14 protein-coding genes are annotated in these 14,759 nt (G+C 55.8%); 3 read left to right on the top strand and 11 right to left on the bottom strand.

Annotated features, from left to right (window positions below; genetic code table 11):
- Positions 1 to 46: 46 nt before the first annotated feature.
- A complete protein-coding gene (locus ACSQ3N_RS05420; protein ID WP_056173440.1) occupies positions 47 to 223 on the top strand; it encodes a hypothetical protein in 177 nt (58 codons plus the stop codon).
- A 56-nt stretch (positions 224 to 279) separates the two neighbouring features.
- On the opposite strand, the gene ACSQ3N_RS05415 is transcribed toward ACSQ3N_RS05420, so the two are convergent.
- From ACSQ3N_RS05415 to ACSQ3N_RS05370, 10 genes are all read right to left on the bottom strand, one after another.
- Positions 280 to 1,230, bottom strand: a complete 951-nt coding sequence (locus ACSQ3N_RS05415; RefSeq protein ID WP_436145775.1) for a class I SAM-dependent methyltransferase — start codon at positions 1,228 to 1,230, stop codon at positions 280 to 282.
- Positions 1,227 to 1,877 (bottom strand): DUF1415 domain-containing protein, encoded by a 651-nt coding sequence (locus ACSQ3N_RS05410; RefSeq protein ID WP_082517128.1) that lies wholly within the window; start codon positions 1,875 to 1,877, stop codon positions 1,227 to 1,229. Before ACSQ3N_RS05410 ends, ACSQ3N_RS05415 begins: the two co-directional genes overlap by 4 nt.
- A 202-nt stretch (positions 1,878 to 2,079) precedes the next feature.
- On the bottom strand, positions 2,080 to 3,246 hold the full coding sequence (locus ACSQ3N_RS05405; RefSeq protein ID WP_056173433.1) for a deoxyguanosinetriphosphate triphosphohydrolase: 1,167 nt from the start codon (positions 3,244 to 3,246) through the stop codon (positions 2,080 to 2,082).
- A 52-nt stretch (positions 3,247 to 3,298) separates the two neighbouring features.
- Complete coding sequence (gene aroB, locus ACSQ3N_RS05400) at positions 3,299 to 4,417, bottom strand: 3-dehydroquinate synthase (RefSeq protein WP_056173430.1); 1,119 nt, start codon at positions 4,415 to 4,417, stop codon at positions 3,299 to 3,301.
- 203 nt (positions 4,418 to 4,620) lie between these two features.
- A complete protein-coding gene (locus ACSQ3N_RS05395) occupies positions 4,621 to 6,189 on the bottom strand; it encodes an Ig domain-containing protein (protein WP_082517127.1) in 1,569 nt (522 codons plus the stop codon).
- Positions 6,190 to 6,216: 27 nt separating this feature from the next.
- Complete coding sequence (gene pilQ / locus ACSQ3N_RS05390) at positions 6,217 to 8,361, bottom strand: type IV pilus secretin PilQ (protein WP_082517126.1); 2,145 nt, start codon at positions 8,359 to 8,361, stop codon at positions 6,217 to 6,219.
- A complete protein-coding gene (locus ACSQ3N_RS05385) occupies positions 8,358 to 8,897 on the bottom strand; it encodes a pilus assembly protein PilP (RefSeq protein WP_082517125.1) in 540 nt (179 codons plus the stop codon). Before ACSQ3N_RS05385 ends, pilQ begins: the two co-directional genes overlap by 4 nt.
- Positions 8,894 to 9,577: a type 4a pilus biogenesis protein PilO gene (locus ACSQ3N_RS05380; RefSeq protein ID WP_082517124.1), complete on the bottom strand. Its 684-nt coding sequence runs from the start codon at positions 9,575 to 9,577 to the stop codon at positions 8,894 to 8,896. The genes ACSQ3N_RS05385 and ACSQ3N_RS05380 overlap by 4 nt, the downstream gene beginning before the upstream one ends.
- 1 nt (position 9,578) lies before the next feature.
- Positions 9,579 to 10,187 carry a PilN domain-containing protein gene (locus ACSQ3N_RS05375; protein ID WP_056173424.1) on the bottom strand — a complete coding sequence of 203 codons (609 nt, stop codon included), beginning with the start codon at positions 10,185 to 10,187 and terminating at the stop codon, positions 9,579 to 9,581.
- Positions 10,184 to 11,263 carry a pilus assembly protein PilM gene (locus ACSQ3N_RS05370; RefSeq protein WP_056173422.1) on the bottom strand — a complete coding sequence of 360 codons (1,080 nt, stop codon included), beginning with the start codon at positions 11,261 to 11,263 and terminating at the stop codon, positions 10,184 to 10,186. The genes ACSQ3N_RS05375 and ACSQ3N_RS05370 overlap by 4 nt, the downstream gene beginning before the upstream one ends.
- A gap of 268 nt (positions 11,264 to 11,531) precedes the next feature.
- On the opposite strand from ACSQ3N_RS05370, the gene ACSQ3N_RS05365 reads away from it, so the two are divergent.
- Complete coding sequence (locus ACSQ3N_RS05365; protein ID WP_056173420.1) at positions 11,532 to 13,931, top strand: penicillin-binding protein 1A; 2,400 nt, start codon at positions 11,532 to 11,534, stop codon at positions 13,929 to 13,931.
- A 131-nt stretch (positions 13,932 to 14,062) separates the two neighbouring features.
- Here ACSQ3N_RS05365 and cyaY read toward each other — a convergent pair whose 3' ends face one another.
- Positions 14,063 to 14,392 carry an iron donor protein CyaY gene (gene cyaY, locus ACSQ3N_RS05360; RefSeq protein WP_056173417.1) on the bottom strand — a complete coding sequence of 110 codons (330 nt, stop codon included), beginning with the start codon at positions 14,390 to 14,392 and terminating at the stop codon, positions 14,063 to 14,065.
- Between the two features lie 12 nt (positions 14,393 to 14,404).
- Here cyaY and lptM point away from each other — a divergent pair, with 12 nt between their 5' ends.
- Complete coding sequence (gene lptM / locus ACSQ3N_RS05355; RefSeq protein WP_082517123.1) at positions 14,405 to 14,656, top strand: LPS translocon maturation chaperone LptM; 252 nt, start codon at positions 14,405 to 14,407, stop codon at positions 14,654 to 14,656.
- Positions 14,657 to 14,759: the final 103 nt, after the last annotated feature.

Genomic DNA, 14,759 nt, shown 5'->3' with positions numbered 1-14,759 from the left:
GGTGAGCACCGACCATCCGGGCAGACCAACAACACGGAGAAGACCCATGTCTTTTGCACTCTACATGCTCGGCTTCCTGATTTTTCTGGCCGGCGTGATCTGGGCTGCGGTGACTGCCGGGGTACCCCAGCTCTACATCGGCATCGGCGCACTGATACTGCTGGGCATCGGCATCTTCAGCGCGGTCAGCAAGACGCGGTCCAAGGACCCACCACAGCCTTGATCGGTGACGCGCCACCGCGGGGACCAACAGTCCCTGCGGCGGCCAATGCCAGGTAGCTACGCGGCTGGCAAGCCTGGATAGCGCAGATCCTCCAGGGACTGCAGGCCGAACTCCCCCAGCAGCGCTCGCAACCGTTCTGCGGCGCTGCGTTTCTTCTGCCCGATGTAGCGCGCAATGATGAGTTCGTTCTTCATACTGTGCTCCCACCCCACCAGTTCCGTCACCGTGACCTGGTAACCGTTGGCCTCCAGGTACAGGCACCGCAGCACGTTGGTGACCTGGCTCCCCACTTCACGGGTGTGCAGCGGATGGCGCCACAGCTCGGCCAGCGGCGTGCGCGTAAGCTGCAGCGCCTTGCCTTGGCGCAGGCATGCGGCCATCTCGGCCTGGCAGCACGGCACTAGCACCATCGCCCGCGCTTTTTTCTGCAAACCGAAGGCAATGGCATCGTCGGTGGCGGTATCGCATGCATGCAGGGCGGTCACCACATCGATCTGCGGTGGCAGTTCATTCGCATCGGTGGATTCAGCCACCGACAGGTTGAGGAACGACATGCGTTCGAAGTCCAACTTGTGCGCCAGCACACGGGATTTTTCGACCAACTCCGCGCGCGTCTCCACCCCATAAATGTGCCCGCGACCCAATGGCTTGAAATACAGGTCGTACAGGATGAACCCCAGGTAGGACTTGCCGGCCCCGTGGTCGGCCAGCGTCGGGCCTTGGTCGCTGCTGGACAACTCGCCCAGCAGGGGTTCGATGAAGTTGAACAGGTGGTACACCTGCTTCAGCTTGCGGCGCGAGTCCTGGTTCAAGCGACCCTCGCGGGTCAGGATGTGTAGCTCCTTTAGCAGCTCCACGGACTGCCCGGGCCGCAGTTCGGAGAGCTCCGAAGCTTGCGCTGCAGCATTCGATGCCGCCCTGCCGTTCGTGTTCTTTTTGCCACCGGCCTTGCCACCTTGCACTTGCGGTGCTGCTGCGCTGTTAACCATTGCTTGATCTTTCTTCATGGCGCGACCGCGCGCGTTGCTGTGGCGACAACATCACTACCCTCATCACTGCCACCATCGCCAGGCCCCACCCCCAGCTCTTCCCACCCCTTCGTGCCCAGTGCTTCCAGCACTTCCATGTTGCGCTCGAAGATGCTTTCCGCTTCCGGAAACACTTCGACCGCACGGTCGATGCTCTCCTCGCGCAGCAGGTGCAAGGTGGGGTACGGTGACCGGTTGGTGCAGTTGGTGACGTCGTCCACGTCGGTGCCGGCAAACTGGAATTGCGGGTGGAAACTTGCGATTTGTACGGTGCCGGCCAGCTCCATCTGCTCCAGCAGCGCATCCGCCTGGCCCAGAAAGTCATTGAAATCGAGAAAATCCTGCAGACAGTGCGCCAGGATGAGCAGCGACGTGTCGCGCTCTTGCGCCGGCGTGGCCACTAATGCCGCCAGCTCTTCGCGCAGCAGCTCAAGGACCTCGTCCACATGGGGCGTCAGCGCCACGGCATAGTGGATCTGGCCTTTGACGTGCACACCCTTGGCAAAGGGGCACAAGTTGAGGCCGATGACCGCACGCTCCAGCCAGCGCACAGTGTCTTGGATGAACGGGGAAGGGGCAGCAGGATCTGAAGATCGCGCCGCAGTGGAAGCAAGAGGAAGCGTCATGAAAAAGCAAGCAGCGCGAGGGATGCGTCGATTTTACGTGCGTGGCCTTTGGACACCGCTGGGGTCAGCATCGTCGCTATGTATTGAGCCGGCTGAGCAACAAGTGTCCCAGCTTCTTTGGCTCGACTGCGGCCCGTCCGAAGGACCATACCCGAATCCTGCGCAAGCGGCGGATCGGGGGCAGCCGCCATGGCGCTGCCGCTCATTCAACCAGAAGCCGCAGCCCTGTCAGTCGCTCGTGCTCACGCGCTGCAAAACGGTCAGTCATGCCCGCAATGAAATCGGCAACTGCCCGCGCCCGCAGCGGCCCTTGGTCCATGGAGGCCTGCTCCGCGAACGCGGCTTTCATCTCTTGGGGCGCTGCGGTGTATGCCGCAAACAGCTCTCGCACCACCTGCTGCGCCCGCCCGGTGGTTTCCATCACCTGGGGGTGTCGGTACAGGTTCTTGAAGAGAAACCGCTTGAGCACCTGCGAACGCTCGCGCATGGCATCGCTGAACATCACCAGGCCTGGCGCACGGCGCACGGCATCCACCGTCTCCGGCGCGCATCGCGCGATGGCAGCTTGCGTGGTATCGATCACGTCATACACCTGATCGCTCAACATGCGGCGTATGGCCTCGTAGAGCAGCCGGCGCTGGCTGGACGATTGCGCCAGTGCCGGGTGCTCAGCCAGCGCCGCCGCCCGGTATTGCTCGAACAGGGGGACCTCCTGCAGCTGCGCCATCGATATCAGCCCGGACCGCACCCCATCGTCAATGTCGTGGGCGTTGTAGGCAATCTCGTCGGCTAGATTGCACAACTGCGCCTCCAGGCTCGGCTGCTCGCGGCGCAGAAAACGCGCTCCGACCCCGTTGGGCTCCTCAGCTTCCAGCTGTTCGGCATGCACGCGCGAGCAATGTTTGAGCACGCCCTCTCGCGTCTCGAAAGTGAGATTCAGCCCATCGTATTGCGGATATCGCTCTTCGAGTTTGTCTACCACCCGCAAGCTTTGCAGGTTGTGCTCGAAGCCACCAGTTTCAGCCATGCAGGCATGCAGCGCGTCTTGGCCGGCATGGCCAAACGGCGTGTGGCCCAGGTCGTGCGCCAGAGAAATCGCCTCCACCAGGTCTTCATTGATGCGCAGCGATCGCGCGATGGAGCGGCCCAGTTGCGCGACCTCCAGCGAATGCGTCAGGCGGGTGCGGAATAGATCGCCTTCATGGTTGAGGAAGACCTGCGTCTTGTAGACCAGCCGGCGGAATGCGGTGGAATGCACGATGCGGTCGCGGTCGCGCTGGTAGTCGGTGCGGGTGGGAGCCGGGTGTTCGGTATGGCGGCGTCCACGCGTGAGTGCGGGGTCGCAAGCGTAAGGAGCCAAGAAGGACATGGTTCGCGATGCCACTGCGCGGTCTATCGGCGGGCGCCCGGCGCCGTCTCGATCACAGGGCGCAACAGTCATCGATCACAGCACGCACCAGTGCATCCGGCGCAGATCGAACCACCGCCCGGCCAGGCCCATCGATCACTACAAAGCGAATCTCACCACCCTCCGCCTTCTTGTCGACGCGCATGAGTTTCAGGTACCGGCCCGCATTGTCGTCAGCATCCAGGATCGCCCCCCGCACGGGGAGCCCCGCCCGCGCAATCAGTGCTGTGAGGCGCTGTACAAAAGCAGCATCCACCAGCCCCAGGCGATGCGACAGCTCGGCCGCCATCACCATACCCGCCCCTACGCCTTCGCCATGGAGCCACGCACCATAGCCCATGCCAGCCTCGATCGCGTGGCCAAAGGTGTGACCAAAATTCAAAATGGCGCGCAACCCGGATTCGCGCTCGTCCTGCCCGACCACCCAGGCCTTGATCTCGCAACTGCGGCGCACGGCGTGGGCCAGGGCGTCAGGATCGCGCGCCACCAGCGCATCCATATTTCCTTCCAGCCAATCGAAAAATGCCATGTCGGAAATGGGCCCGTACTTGATGACCTCCGCCAGTCCAGCACTCAACTCACGTGCTGGCAACGTGCGCAGCACGTCCAGGTCGCACACTACCAGTTGTGGCTGGTAGAACGCGCCGATCATGTTCTTGCCGAGCGGATGATTAATCGCCGTCTTGCCGCCGACGGACGAATCAACCTGCGCGAGCAACGTGGTCGGCACCTGCACGAAGGGCACGCCGCGCATGTAGCTTGCTGCGGCAAAGCCGGTCATGTCGCCTACGACTCCGCCGCCTAGCGCGAACATGACAGTCTTGCGGTCGCAATTGTTTTCCAGTAACGAATCGAAAATCTGCTGGAGGGTCTGCCAATTTTTATGGCTCTCTCCATCTGCCAGTTGCACCACCTCTATCCGCGCATAGCGAGTTTGCAGCGCGGACATCAAGTGAGCTGCGTACAGCGGCGCCACGGTTGTGTTGGTGACAACCAGCGCGACGCTGCCCAACGGCAAGGCTTCGAATGTTTGTGCACTAGACAACAAGCCGCTGCCAATGACGATGGGATAGCTACGCTCGGCCAAATCGATCGAGACGGTATGCCTAGCGGTAGTTTTAGATGGGCTCATATCTCGATCATTGCAAAGTAGAGTAGCTACATAGGGGTGCCGAAATCCGGTCTAGCCGCTGGAACTCCATCCCGCCGCCAGTGCATTTTACGAAGGCACGTTCGGGGTAAATCAGGTGATAGGTCAAAAAAATCCCCGGCAAGCCGGGGACTGATTTGGTGAGAGGATAGACCCCCCTCCCTCTCTCTATTAAGCTGTGGCATTTATGCCCGGCAAGTACCTGCTCCAGTGCCGAAAGACATCAAAACCCTGCGTGTGGCAGTCTGCCCGCCGCGGTTTGCATTGATCGTAAACGCCGCACTCTTACAATCCTCGAGCTTGGGCACAGTTTGCGTAGCAGTGTAAGTGATGGTCAGAATGCCGTCTGCAGAAAGACTCAACCACGTCGGCAGTCCAGTAGCTGTCCATACAGCGCCACCTGTCCCAGGACCAGTCACAGTCAGAGCATATTGGTAATGAATACCGTTGACAGGCGCTACGGCAGCTGGATTACTAACTGGCAAGATACACAGATCAGAGCCGCAACCACTGTTAGTAATAGACAGCACATTGTTTGCCGGGTCCACCGCCGCATTGGCCGCAATCACCAACGGGAAGTTGCCGGTAATGGAGCTACCTTGGCTATCAGTGAGTCGCACCGCAATTTGAAACGTACCCACTTGTTTAACCGCAGGCGTGCCACTCAAGATACCATTGGCACTGAGAGTCAGGCCTTCTGGAATGCCGCCCAAAGCTGTCCATGTATATGGTGCAACACCTCCTGTCGCACTAAACGCATAACTGTAGGGCAGACCGTTTGTACCCGCTGGTGGGGTCGCGGCAACAAGCGTCAACGCCGGAGCAGGTGTGCCAGCTACTACGCCCGAATCTACAGCAACTGGATAAAGCTGAACAATGGGGTCCTGTATCCCATTGGTTACATCATTATCTGCCCGATCAGTAGTCATTTCCAACAATATAGTTCCTACACTAGTGCCGCTTGCTAGTGAAAACAACCCAACTCCACCAATCGTACTTACTTGCAGTACGCTGCCGCTCTGCGATCCCGAGAGCAACCGAGCGCCATTAGACGCGCCGCCCGATATGATCGCCACCTGCAAATTAGCCTTCGACGACACTGGTACCGGCTGATTTGCATCATCCAACACATAACCATTGATCGCAGTGCTAGTGCGCAGATTCGCAGTATTGCTTTGGACCCCAAGGACAGGGAATTCTGCAACACCCTTGATACTAGAAGCCTTACCAGTTGCAGCCCCAACGACGATATCTACAGCTGTAGATACAACCCGATTAGCACTTGGATCAGTAATGGAGCAAGTAATTTGAACCGGCCCCGCCTGATTTCCAGAATGGAAATGAAAAGAATTACCACCGGAGTTGGACGCAAGCGAAATACTTCGATAGGCGTTGGGGACTTTGGTCGTTACTCCGCCTACAGTTACGTCAGTTTCGTGCTCGGCTTTACCATCGAGGTAATATAGAGATCCTGAACTCAAGCCACCCGATATATTGCAGCCAAATACTTCAGCAGTACCTCCAGGGATAGCAACACTACCCTTACGTGCTTCCACATAAAGCGTTGTGGTATAGGGCGAGGAAACTCCTATGCCTGGGCGGGCACCGGCAATATTCAATGGCAACTGAACTTTATCTGCACGAAGTGAAATACTGTAAGGCTCAGTAGTTGTACCTGGACTACCCCCTCCGCCACCACATGAAGCGGCAAATGATGCCAGCAAAATTGTAGATAATTTATAAAATTTCAACATTTGTTTTTCCTGTTCATTAATTATAAATTACCGAGCAGCGGTCCGCTCAGTCAAAATCTTAGGGGTGATAAAGATCAACATTTCTTGCTTATTGGCTTGTTTGGTTTTGGTCTTGAAGAGATTCCCAACACCAGGAATATCACCTAAGAGTGGAACTTTCGCCTCAGACTCGTCTTCGAACAACTCGAAAATACCGCCGATAACTACAGTTCCACCGTTTTCTACCAGGACCTGAGTCTTGATATGCTTGGTATTGATAGCACGGACATTGAGAAGAATTTCCCCCGGACTATCCTTATTCACGTCCAAATCAAGAATGATGTTCCCTTCAGGAGTAATTTGAGGCTGCACTTCCAACTTGAGTACTGCCTTCTTGAAGGCGATAACAGTTCCGCCATTGGGAGCGGTTACAGGATAAGGAAACTCAGTTCCTTGCTCAATGGAGGCTTTGGTTTGATCAGCTGTAACTACACGCGGACTCGAAACAATCTTTCCTTTGCCATCTGCCTCCATTGCAGAAATCTCCAAGTTGAGAAATCTATTCGCGGCGGAGTTAAAGATGGAGATCGCAAAGCTGGCAGGATCAAACCCCCCTTGAGCCTGAGCGGGAAGATTCACGAAGTTACCCAAAGTGTTGGTAGATCCGCCCGCTCCGGTTGAAGCGACTGCATTGTTATAACTTGTACCGAAAGCCAAACTATTACCCCCTCCGAGAGCGTAGCCACCAGTCCCCCCTCGATTGGCGCGCAAATCGGTGGCGCCTAATCTGACTCCAAGCGAGCGCCCAAAGGTGTCAGACGCCTCGACGATTCGGGCTTCAATCATCACCTGCCGCACAGCCACATCCAGCGTAGACAACAGTTTGCGCACTTCTTCCAGCTTGCCACCAGTATCAGTAACAAACAGCTGGTTGGTTCTGGGCTCTGCAATAGCGCTGCCGCGCTCTGACAAAAATCTGTTACTTGTGCCACTGGCACCGCCACTGGATGTTGTAAGCTGATTAACCATATCAGCCGCCTTAGCATAATTCATCTGAAAGGCTTGAGTTCGCAACGGTTCGAGCTTTTGAATCGCTTGAACAGCCTCATAATCTTTTCTCAAACGATCATCAATTTCATCCTTTGGGGCAATCCACAAAACAGTACCGGTTTTGCGCATACCCAGACCTTTCGCCTCCATAATTATCTGCAGCGCTTGATCCCAAGGCACGTCTTTCAAGCGCAGCGTCAGCGATCCGGTGACCGTATCTGAAGTCACAATATTGAAATTCGTAAAGTCAGCGATAACTTGAAGCAATGAACGAACTTCAATATTTTGAAAATTGAGTGATAACTTTTCACCGCTATACCCTGGCCCCTGCGTCAGTTTGTTCAGGTCTATTTTTTTCTGACGAATCTCGACAACAAACTGGCTATCACTCTGATATGCGCTGTGCTCCCAATCACCGACAGGGTCAATAACCATTCGCACTCGCTCACCCTGTTGCGTCGTTTTTACCGTTTGGACTGGAGTTCCAAAATCAGCAACATCTAAATTTCTACGAAGGCCCTCTGGCAGCGAAGACTTTAGAAAGTCAACAACGAGCCCTTTTCCCTGCTGCTGAACATCTACACCTACCTGACTAGACGGTAGCGTTACTATAACTCTACCGGAGCCATCCGCACCCCGACGAAAATCAATATCGCGTAGAACTTGCACATCAGAACTTCCCACATCAGCAAATGTCTGTGTGGAGGGTACCCCCTTGGCTGCCGCGCTGGCAATCGAACCGCTTGATCCTAATGAGATAAACAGTGACTTCCCCTGAATTTCCGCTTGATAGGAAGTCGCTTGCTTTAGATTAAGCACAATTCTGGACAAATCGCCAGCTTGCACGATGTTCACCGATCTGACATTACCTTGATTAATTTCAAAGATATTTTTGCCGCTACCATTAACGGTCCCGGGAAAATCCAACGCAACACGCGGCGGTGTTTGAACAGCAAAACCTCGAGGCAGCTCTGCCAATGGCTGCCCGAAATCAATGCGAACGACGTCTACGCCATTTTGAACACTGCTGACAACAGATTCCAGAACACCCTGGGCATACGCACTTACCGGGACCAATACAGCCAAAGAGGCTCCAGCGAAGAAGCTCCAGATTTTAGAGCTACATACTTTAGAATTTTTCATTTCTTAACCTCTTGCAGATCCAAGGACGTCGTACGCTCAACCCAATCACCTGTAGCATCCTGCACGATTTCCCGCAGTTGAATTGAACTTTCCGATACGCGAATTATTTTCCCATAATTCTGGCCGATGTAGTTTCCAACGCGTACTTGATATAAAAGGGTGTCGACTTTCAGCAAAGCTGTTGGCGTACCTTTTTTATCCAGGCTACCGACCATTGTCATTACGTCGAGTGGATAGGCTTCAAGTGGCTCTTTCCGTCTAGCCATCTCTGGAGCAATGAGCGCCGCGTTAGATGCAAGTTGACTGGAGTCTTTACGCAAAGCCTGGGTCAATTTGACCGCATTAAAGGGCTCCACCCCAGCCTCCATAGTATAAGCTTGTGGCTGAAACTGTTTAGGCTCACTTAAAGGAGTCACGCGGGGTTTTGTTGTTGCGCGTAACTCTTCCATCCACAGCCGAAGATCATCGTCCTGTGAGAAACCGCAACTCCCTAAAAATAGAGTACAAAACAAGAAAAGCACCCGGGGATATCTCATTTCTTAGATCCTCCTGCTTTTCTTTGGATTTGAATTTCTTCATTATCAAGATATCGAAATGTACGTGCGGTTGCATTCATGGTAAGCATTCCCGCATCTTTGCCTGCATCCTTAGGAATTGGGGCGATCGAAATGTTGTTAAGAGTGACAATACGGGACAATTGGGCGATATCAGCGGCAAATGCTCCCATATCGTGATACTTTCCCGTGACTTTCACATCAATAGGAAGTTCCGCATAATACTCTTTCACTACAACAGCTCCAGGGCGAAACAAGTCGAACTGCAAACTTCTCCCCAAGCCAGCTTGATTAATATCCGAAAGCAGCGCAGCCATTTCAGCTTTACTTGGCAGTTGCTTCTCGAGTTGAATTACATACTGCTGAACTTGTTCACGCTGTCGCTTAAGAGCATCTAAACTAACAGCCTTAACCAATTTTGTTTGATAATCAGCTCTTAACGATTGCTCTTTAGCCACCTCCGCCTGCAACTCTTCCTCATATTCTTTGATTTTTGCAAACCAAGATACAACGGCAACTGCGGTCGCTATCAAAACACACAAGAGGACTTTCGGGGCAACTGGCCACAGCGAAGGATCCTTAGCATCGAGATTTCTAAACTGTCTGGCAATGACATCTTGCGCGGCAACGAAATCAATCTGCTTTGTTGATTTTTTAGCCATTTTATTTTCCCTGCGAAGCACTGGCAGGAGCACTCGCTCCTTTGACATCAGCCGTGCGCATTAACCGAAAACGCAAATTGAAATTTGCTACTCTCCGCAAGTCCTTTTGAGTCAAAGGAATATTACCTGCCACAATATCAACCAACTCCGGCTTGGACAGCCATGGGGTGTTGTCAGTCAAATTTCGCAACATCTCCGAAACTCGTTCGTTAGACTGAGCAACCCCTTGCATAGAGATGACACTTTCAGTTTGCTTGATATTGTTGATATAGACACCCTCAGGAATCTGTTTCACCAACTCGTTGAGCAAATGCACTGGCAAGTTGCGATCAGATTGAAGGTCTTCAACTGCCTTCTGCCGTGCTTTTAATGCTGCGATCTCATCTTCAATGGTGGCAATTTCTTTTATCTGATCTTCTAAAATCTTGATCTCGCCCTGAAGAAAATTATTTTTTTCTTGCTGCGTGGTGATCATCATTTGAAACCACCAATAAATAGCACCGGCAATTACCAAGCCAATTAGAAACGACCCAAACATCGTCGCCTGAAAAATCTCTTTACGACGCTTGCGAGCTGCTTCACGATGAGGTAGAAGATTGATGAGAATCACTGCAAAAATCTCCGCATTGCTAAGCCACAAGAAGTCAGATAGGAAGGCGCTTCACGTACCATTTTCTTCAATCGAACGGAACTTCCAATTTCCATGCCGTCAAACGGATTCACTGTAGTGCAGGCAAACCCGGTTTGTTGAGTTACCGCTTCAGTTAGTCCTGGCAACGGCGCCGATCCCCCAGCAAGCATGATGTGATCGACACGGTTGTGGGGGGTGCTGGTGAAGAAAAATTGCAGCGCTCTGCTTATTTCTTGAGCCATGCTATCCACAAACGGACGCAGTACTGCAGCCTGATAGTCTTCGGGCAAGTCGCCGCTTCGTTTTTTGCTTTCAGCCTCTTCCAGCGAAAATCCGTATTGGCGCACGATTAGTTGTGTTAATTGAGCCCCACCAAATGCTTGATCTCGGTCATAAAGGACCTCTTCGTTACGGATCACTTGCATACTGGTTGTGAGTGCGCCCACCTCAAAGAGAGCCACAATAGAGTCCACTCCTTTATTGGGCAAGCTCTCTATCAATCGCCCCGCAGCCAAGCGCGATGCGTGAGACTCAATATCAACAACTATCGGCTTCAGACCCGCAGCCTCTGCCAGTCCCTGGCGGTCTTGTACTTTTTCGCGGCGTGATGCGGCAATCAGCACTTCCACATCACCAGGCGCGCTTTTACTTGGTCCTATGACACAAAAATCCAGACTGACCTCGTCTAGAGAAAAAGGGATGTATTGGTTGGCCTCCGATTCAACCTGAACCTCAAGTTCTTGCTCAGTCATTCCCCCGGGCAACGTGATCTTTTTTGTAATGACAGCCGACGGAGGCAGTGCCAGGGCCACGTTTTTGGTCCGCGTGCCGCTTTTCTTCACTAGACGGCGCAACGCGTCAGCCACCTCATCGAACTTTTCGATGTTTCCGTCGCTGATCCAGCCGCGCTCCAGCGGCTCGATTGCGCAGCGCTCCAGAACCAGCGCGCCGGACTTGTCGCGCGCAAGCTCCACGAGCTTGACGCTGGACGAGCTGATGTCGATTCCCAGCAGCGGCGCCGACTGGCGATTGAACAAAGACCCCATTGAGCTCAAGATTGGTCCCCTGTAACTTGCCAAAATGAGGCAACAAAACTTAACACTTCACATGAATGCTATCAGTAAGGTACTTCTCCAGCAAAGATTTTTCCCCCTGTAACGTTCCTCAAGCGTTGCCAAAAGCAGACGATTTTTGGTGGTTGCGCAACACCGTTCAGCGGCAGCGTCCCACCTTTCGGCGGGCGACGAGACGACAGGGGCAGAGGATTTCGCCCTACAGGAGCTGCATTTTTTATAATGGACGGTCTTACCTCTCCGGAGCGATATGTCGCCCTCTCCCTCGAAGCCTTCCGACAAGTCGGACTCCCCTGCCCCTCGCGCTCGCCCCACTTGGCTTCGCTGGATCTTTCTTGCCTTCGCGTGGACCGCAGGGCTGGCGCTGGCCGGAGCTTTCGGGCTTGCCTTGACCATCGCGGTGGCGCTGGCCGTGGCCTACCCGAACCTGCCCGACATCTCCGACCTTGCGGACTACCGGCCCAAGCTCCCCCTGCGGGTCTACTCTTCGGAAGGTGCCTTGCTGGGAGAATTTGGTGAAGAGCGCCGCAACCTGACGCCCATCCAGGACATCCCCACGGTCATGAAGGACGCCGTGCTGGCCATCGAGGACACACGCTTCTTTCAACATGGCGGCGTCGACTACAAGGGTGTGGTGCGTGCAGGCTTGGCCAACCTCGGGCGTGTGAAGAGCCAAGGTGCCTCAACTATCACAATGCAGGTAGCGCGAAATGTTTATCTGTCTTCAGAGAAAACATTTACACGCAAAATTTACGAAATCTTACTAACGTTCAAGCTTGAGCATTTACTGACCAAAGATCAGATTCTCGAGATTTACATGAACCAGATTTATCTGGGGAATCGTGCATATGGTTTTGCTGCAGCGTCCGAGGCGTATTTTGGCAAACCACTGAAATCAGTATCCGTTGCCGAAGCGGCGATGCTGGCAGGGCTGCCAAAAGCCCCGTCCGCTTACAACCCGATCAGCAACCCCAAACGTGCGCGCTCACGGCAGCTCTACATCATTGAGCGCATGCAGGAGAACGGCTTCATCACCGCCGACGAAGCCATCGCCGCGAAGAAAGAAGACCTCAAGATCCGCTCCGGCCCCGACACCACCCGGGTACACGCGGAATACGTGGCTGAAATGGCGCGCCAGCTCATCTTCACGCAGTACGGCAACGAGGCCTACACCCGCGGCCTGAATGTGTACACAACCCTCAATGCTGCAGAGCAGGAGGCTGCCTATGCCTCGCTGCGCCGGGGCATCATGGACTACGAACGCCGGCAGCAGTACCGCGGGCCGGAGAAGTTTGTCGCCTTGCCTGCCAGTGCTCAGGATGTGGAGGACGCCATCGACGATGCGCTGGCCAATCATCCCGACAACGGCGATGTGCTGTCGGCAGTCGTTCTGGAGGCGTCGGCCCGCAAGATCGTCGCAGCGCGCGCCAACGGCGACATGCTCGAGATCACCGGCGATGGCCTCAAACCGGCCCAGTCGGGCCTGAGCGACAAAGCGCCGCCCAACATCAAGATCCGCCGTGGCGCGGTGATCCGCGTAGTGAAGACGCCCAAGAATGCCTGGGAAATCACGCAGCTTCCTGAGGTGGAAGGTGCCTTGGTGGCTCTGGACCCCCGCACCGGAGCGATTCGCGCCTTGGTCGGCGGTTTTGACTTCGACAAGAACAAGTTCAACCACGCCGCGCAGGCGTGGCGCCAGCCAGGCTCGAGCTTCAAGCCCTTCATCTACTCCGCCGCACTGGAGAAAGGTTTCACGCCCGCCACGGTCATCAACGACGCACCGCTGTTCTTCGACGCGGGCACCACGGGCGGCCAGCCCTGGGAACCCAAGAACTACGACGGCAAGTACGACGGCCCGATGAGCATGCGCACCGGTTTGGCCAAGTCCAAGAACATGATCTCGATCCGTATCCTGCAGGCTGTCGGCCCCAAGACCGCGCAGGAATGGGTGTCGCGCTTCGGTTTCGATGCGGAAAAGCACCCGGCCTACCTGACCATGGCCCTGGGCGCTGGCTCCGTCACGCCGCTGCAGATGGCGACGGCTTATTCGGTGTTCGCCAATGGAGGCTATCGCGTGAACCCCTGGTTGATCGCGAAAGTGACCGACCACAAGGGCCGCGTGATCTCTGAAACCACGCCACCCGAGACCAGCGAGCAGCCCCGCGCCATCGATGCCCGCAATGCGTTCATCATGAACAGCCTGCTGCAGGAGGTCACACGCTCTGGGACCGCAGCCCGCGCGCAGGCCACGCTCAAGCGTCCGGACCTGTATGGCAAGACCGGCACGACGAATGACTCGGTGGATGCGTGGTTCGCGGGCTATCAGCCCACGGTCGCGGCCGTCACCTGGATCGGCTACGACACGCCACGCAACCTGGGCAGCCGCGAGACGGGCGGGGGCCTGAGCCTGCCGGTGTGGATCAGCTTCATGGAGCGGGCGCTCAAGGGCGTGCCGGTGATGGAAGCCAAAGTGCCGCCAGGCGTCGTGAACGTGGGCGGCGAGTGGTTCTATGAAGAATACGCCCGCAATGCGGGTGTGGCGAATGTGGGGCTGGACGACCGGTCTGCCGCATCGCCCGCAGGGACAGCCCCCCACGCGCCACCGCCGACCGAAGAGCGAAACCGCATCCTCGATCTGTTTCGCAACTAGCAGGGTTCAGTAGGCTCCTTGTTGGGCTGGCCGGTCAGCGAACGACCGCCGGCCCCAGACCTTCTATCCCTGCGATACCTGAGGTCAACGCCGTGCGCTGTACCCAGCGTTCGCTAAACAGCCACTCCCTGTTAGGCGGAGAACTGCAGCGCCATCCCTGACTGCTGCGTGGCATCACGGGTCAGGCAGGCAAAGAAGTCTCCGGCGCCCTTAGTGTCGTGCCAGGCGGTGCCATCAAACTTGTAGTGGTAGCCGCCGGACTTGGCAGCCATCCAGACCTCGTGCAGCGGCCTTTGCAGGTTGATCACGATCTGGGTACGGTTGGGGAAAGTGAGCGTCACCATGCCGCCCGACCGCTGGGCATCCACGTCGGCGTCCGTGTCGTCGTTGATGCGATCACAACTGCGCTCGACGGCGAGAAGCAGTTTTTCGGCGTGGTCGAGAAATTCAAGGTCGGTCATTACAATTTGCGCATGTTGAAAGCTTCCCAAATTCTAGTCAGGACGCTTGTCCTTGCTGCCAGTGCGGCAGCCCTTGTCGGTTGTGGTCAACGGGGGCCGCTGTTTTTGCCCACGGGTCCGGCGGCCGCGCAGCGGGCCACTCTGCCTGAAACACTGACGCCCAACAGGGACCGCACCGGGAGCAGCGTCGACAACAGCACCCCCAGCGCATCGGTGCCGCCCGCTGCAGCAGCGCCTGCCGACGCCGCCTCCGCACCGCGCTGAAGCGCCAGCAGCGACCGCGCCAGCCGCTGCCCATCAATCCCTTCGCCCTTGATTTCTATCAAGGACGCTGGGCAGGGGCCATCGTAGATTCGGTGCTTTATTG

The sequence above is a fragment of the Acidovorax sp. LjRoot194 genome, from assembly GCF_964253015.1.
Taxonomy (GTDB): Bacteria; Pseudomonadota; Gammaproteobacteria; order Burkholderiales; family Burkholderiaceae_C; genus Acidovorax.
The sequence above is the reverse complement of the archived record's forward strand: the minus strand, read 5'-3'. Positions and strand labels throughout refer to the sequence as shown.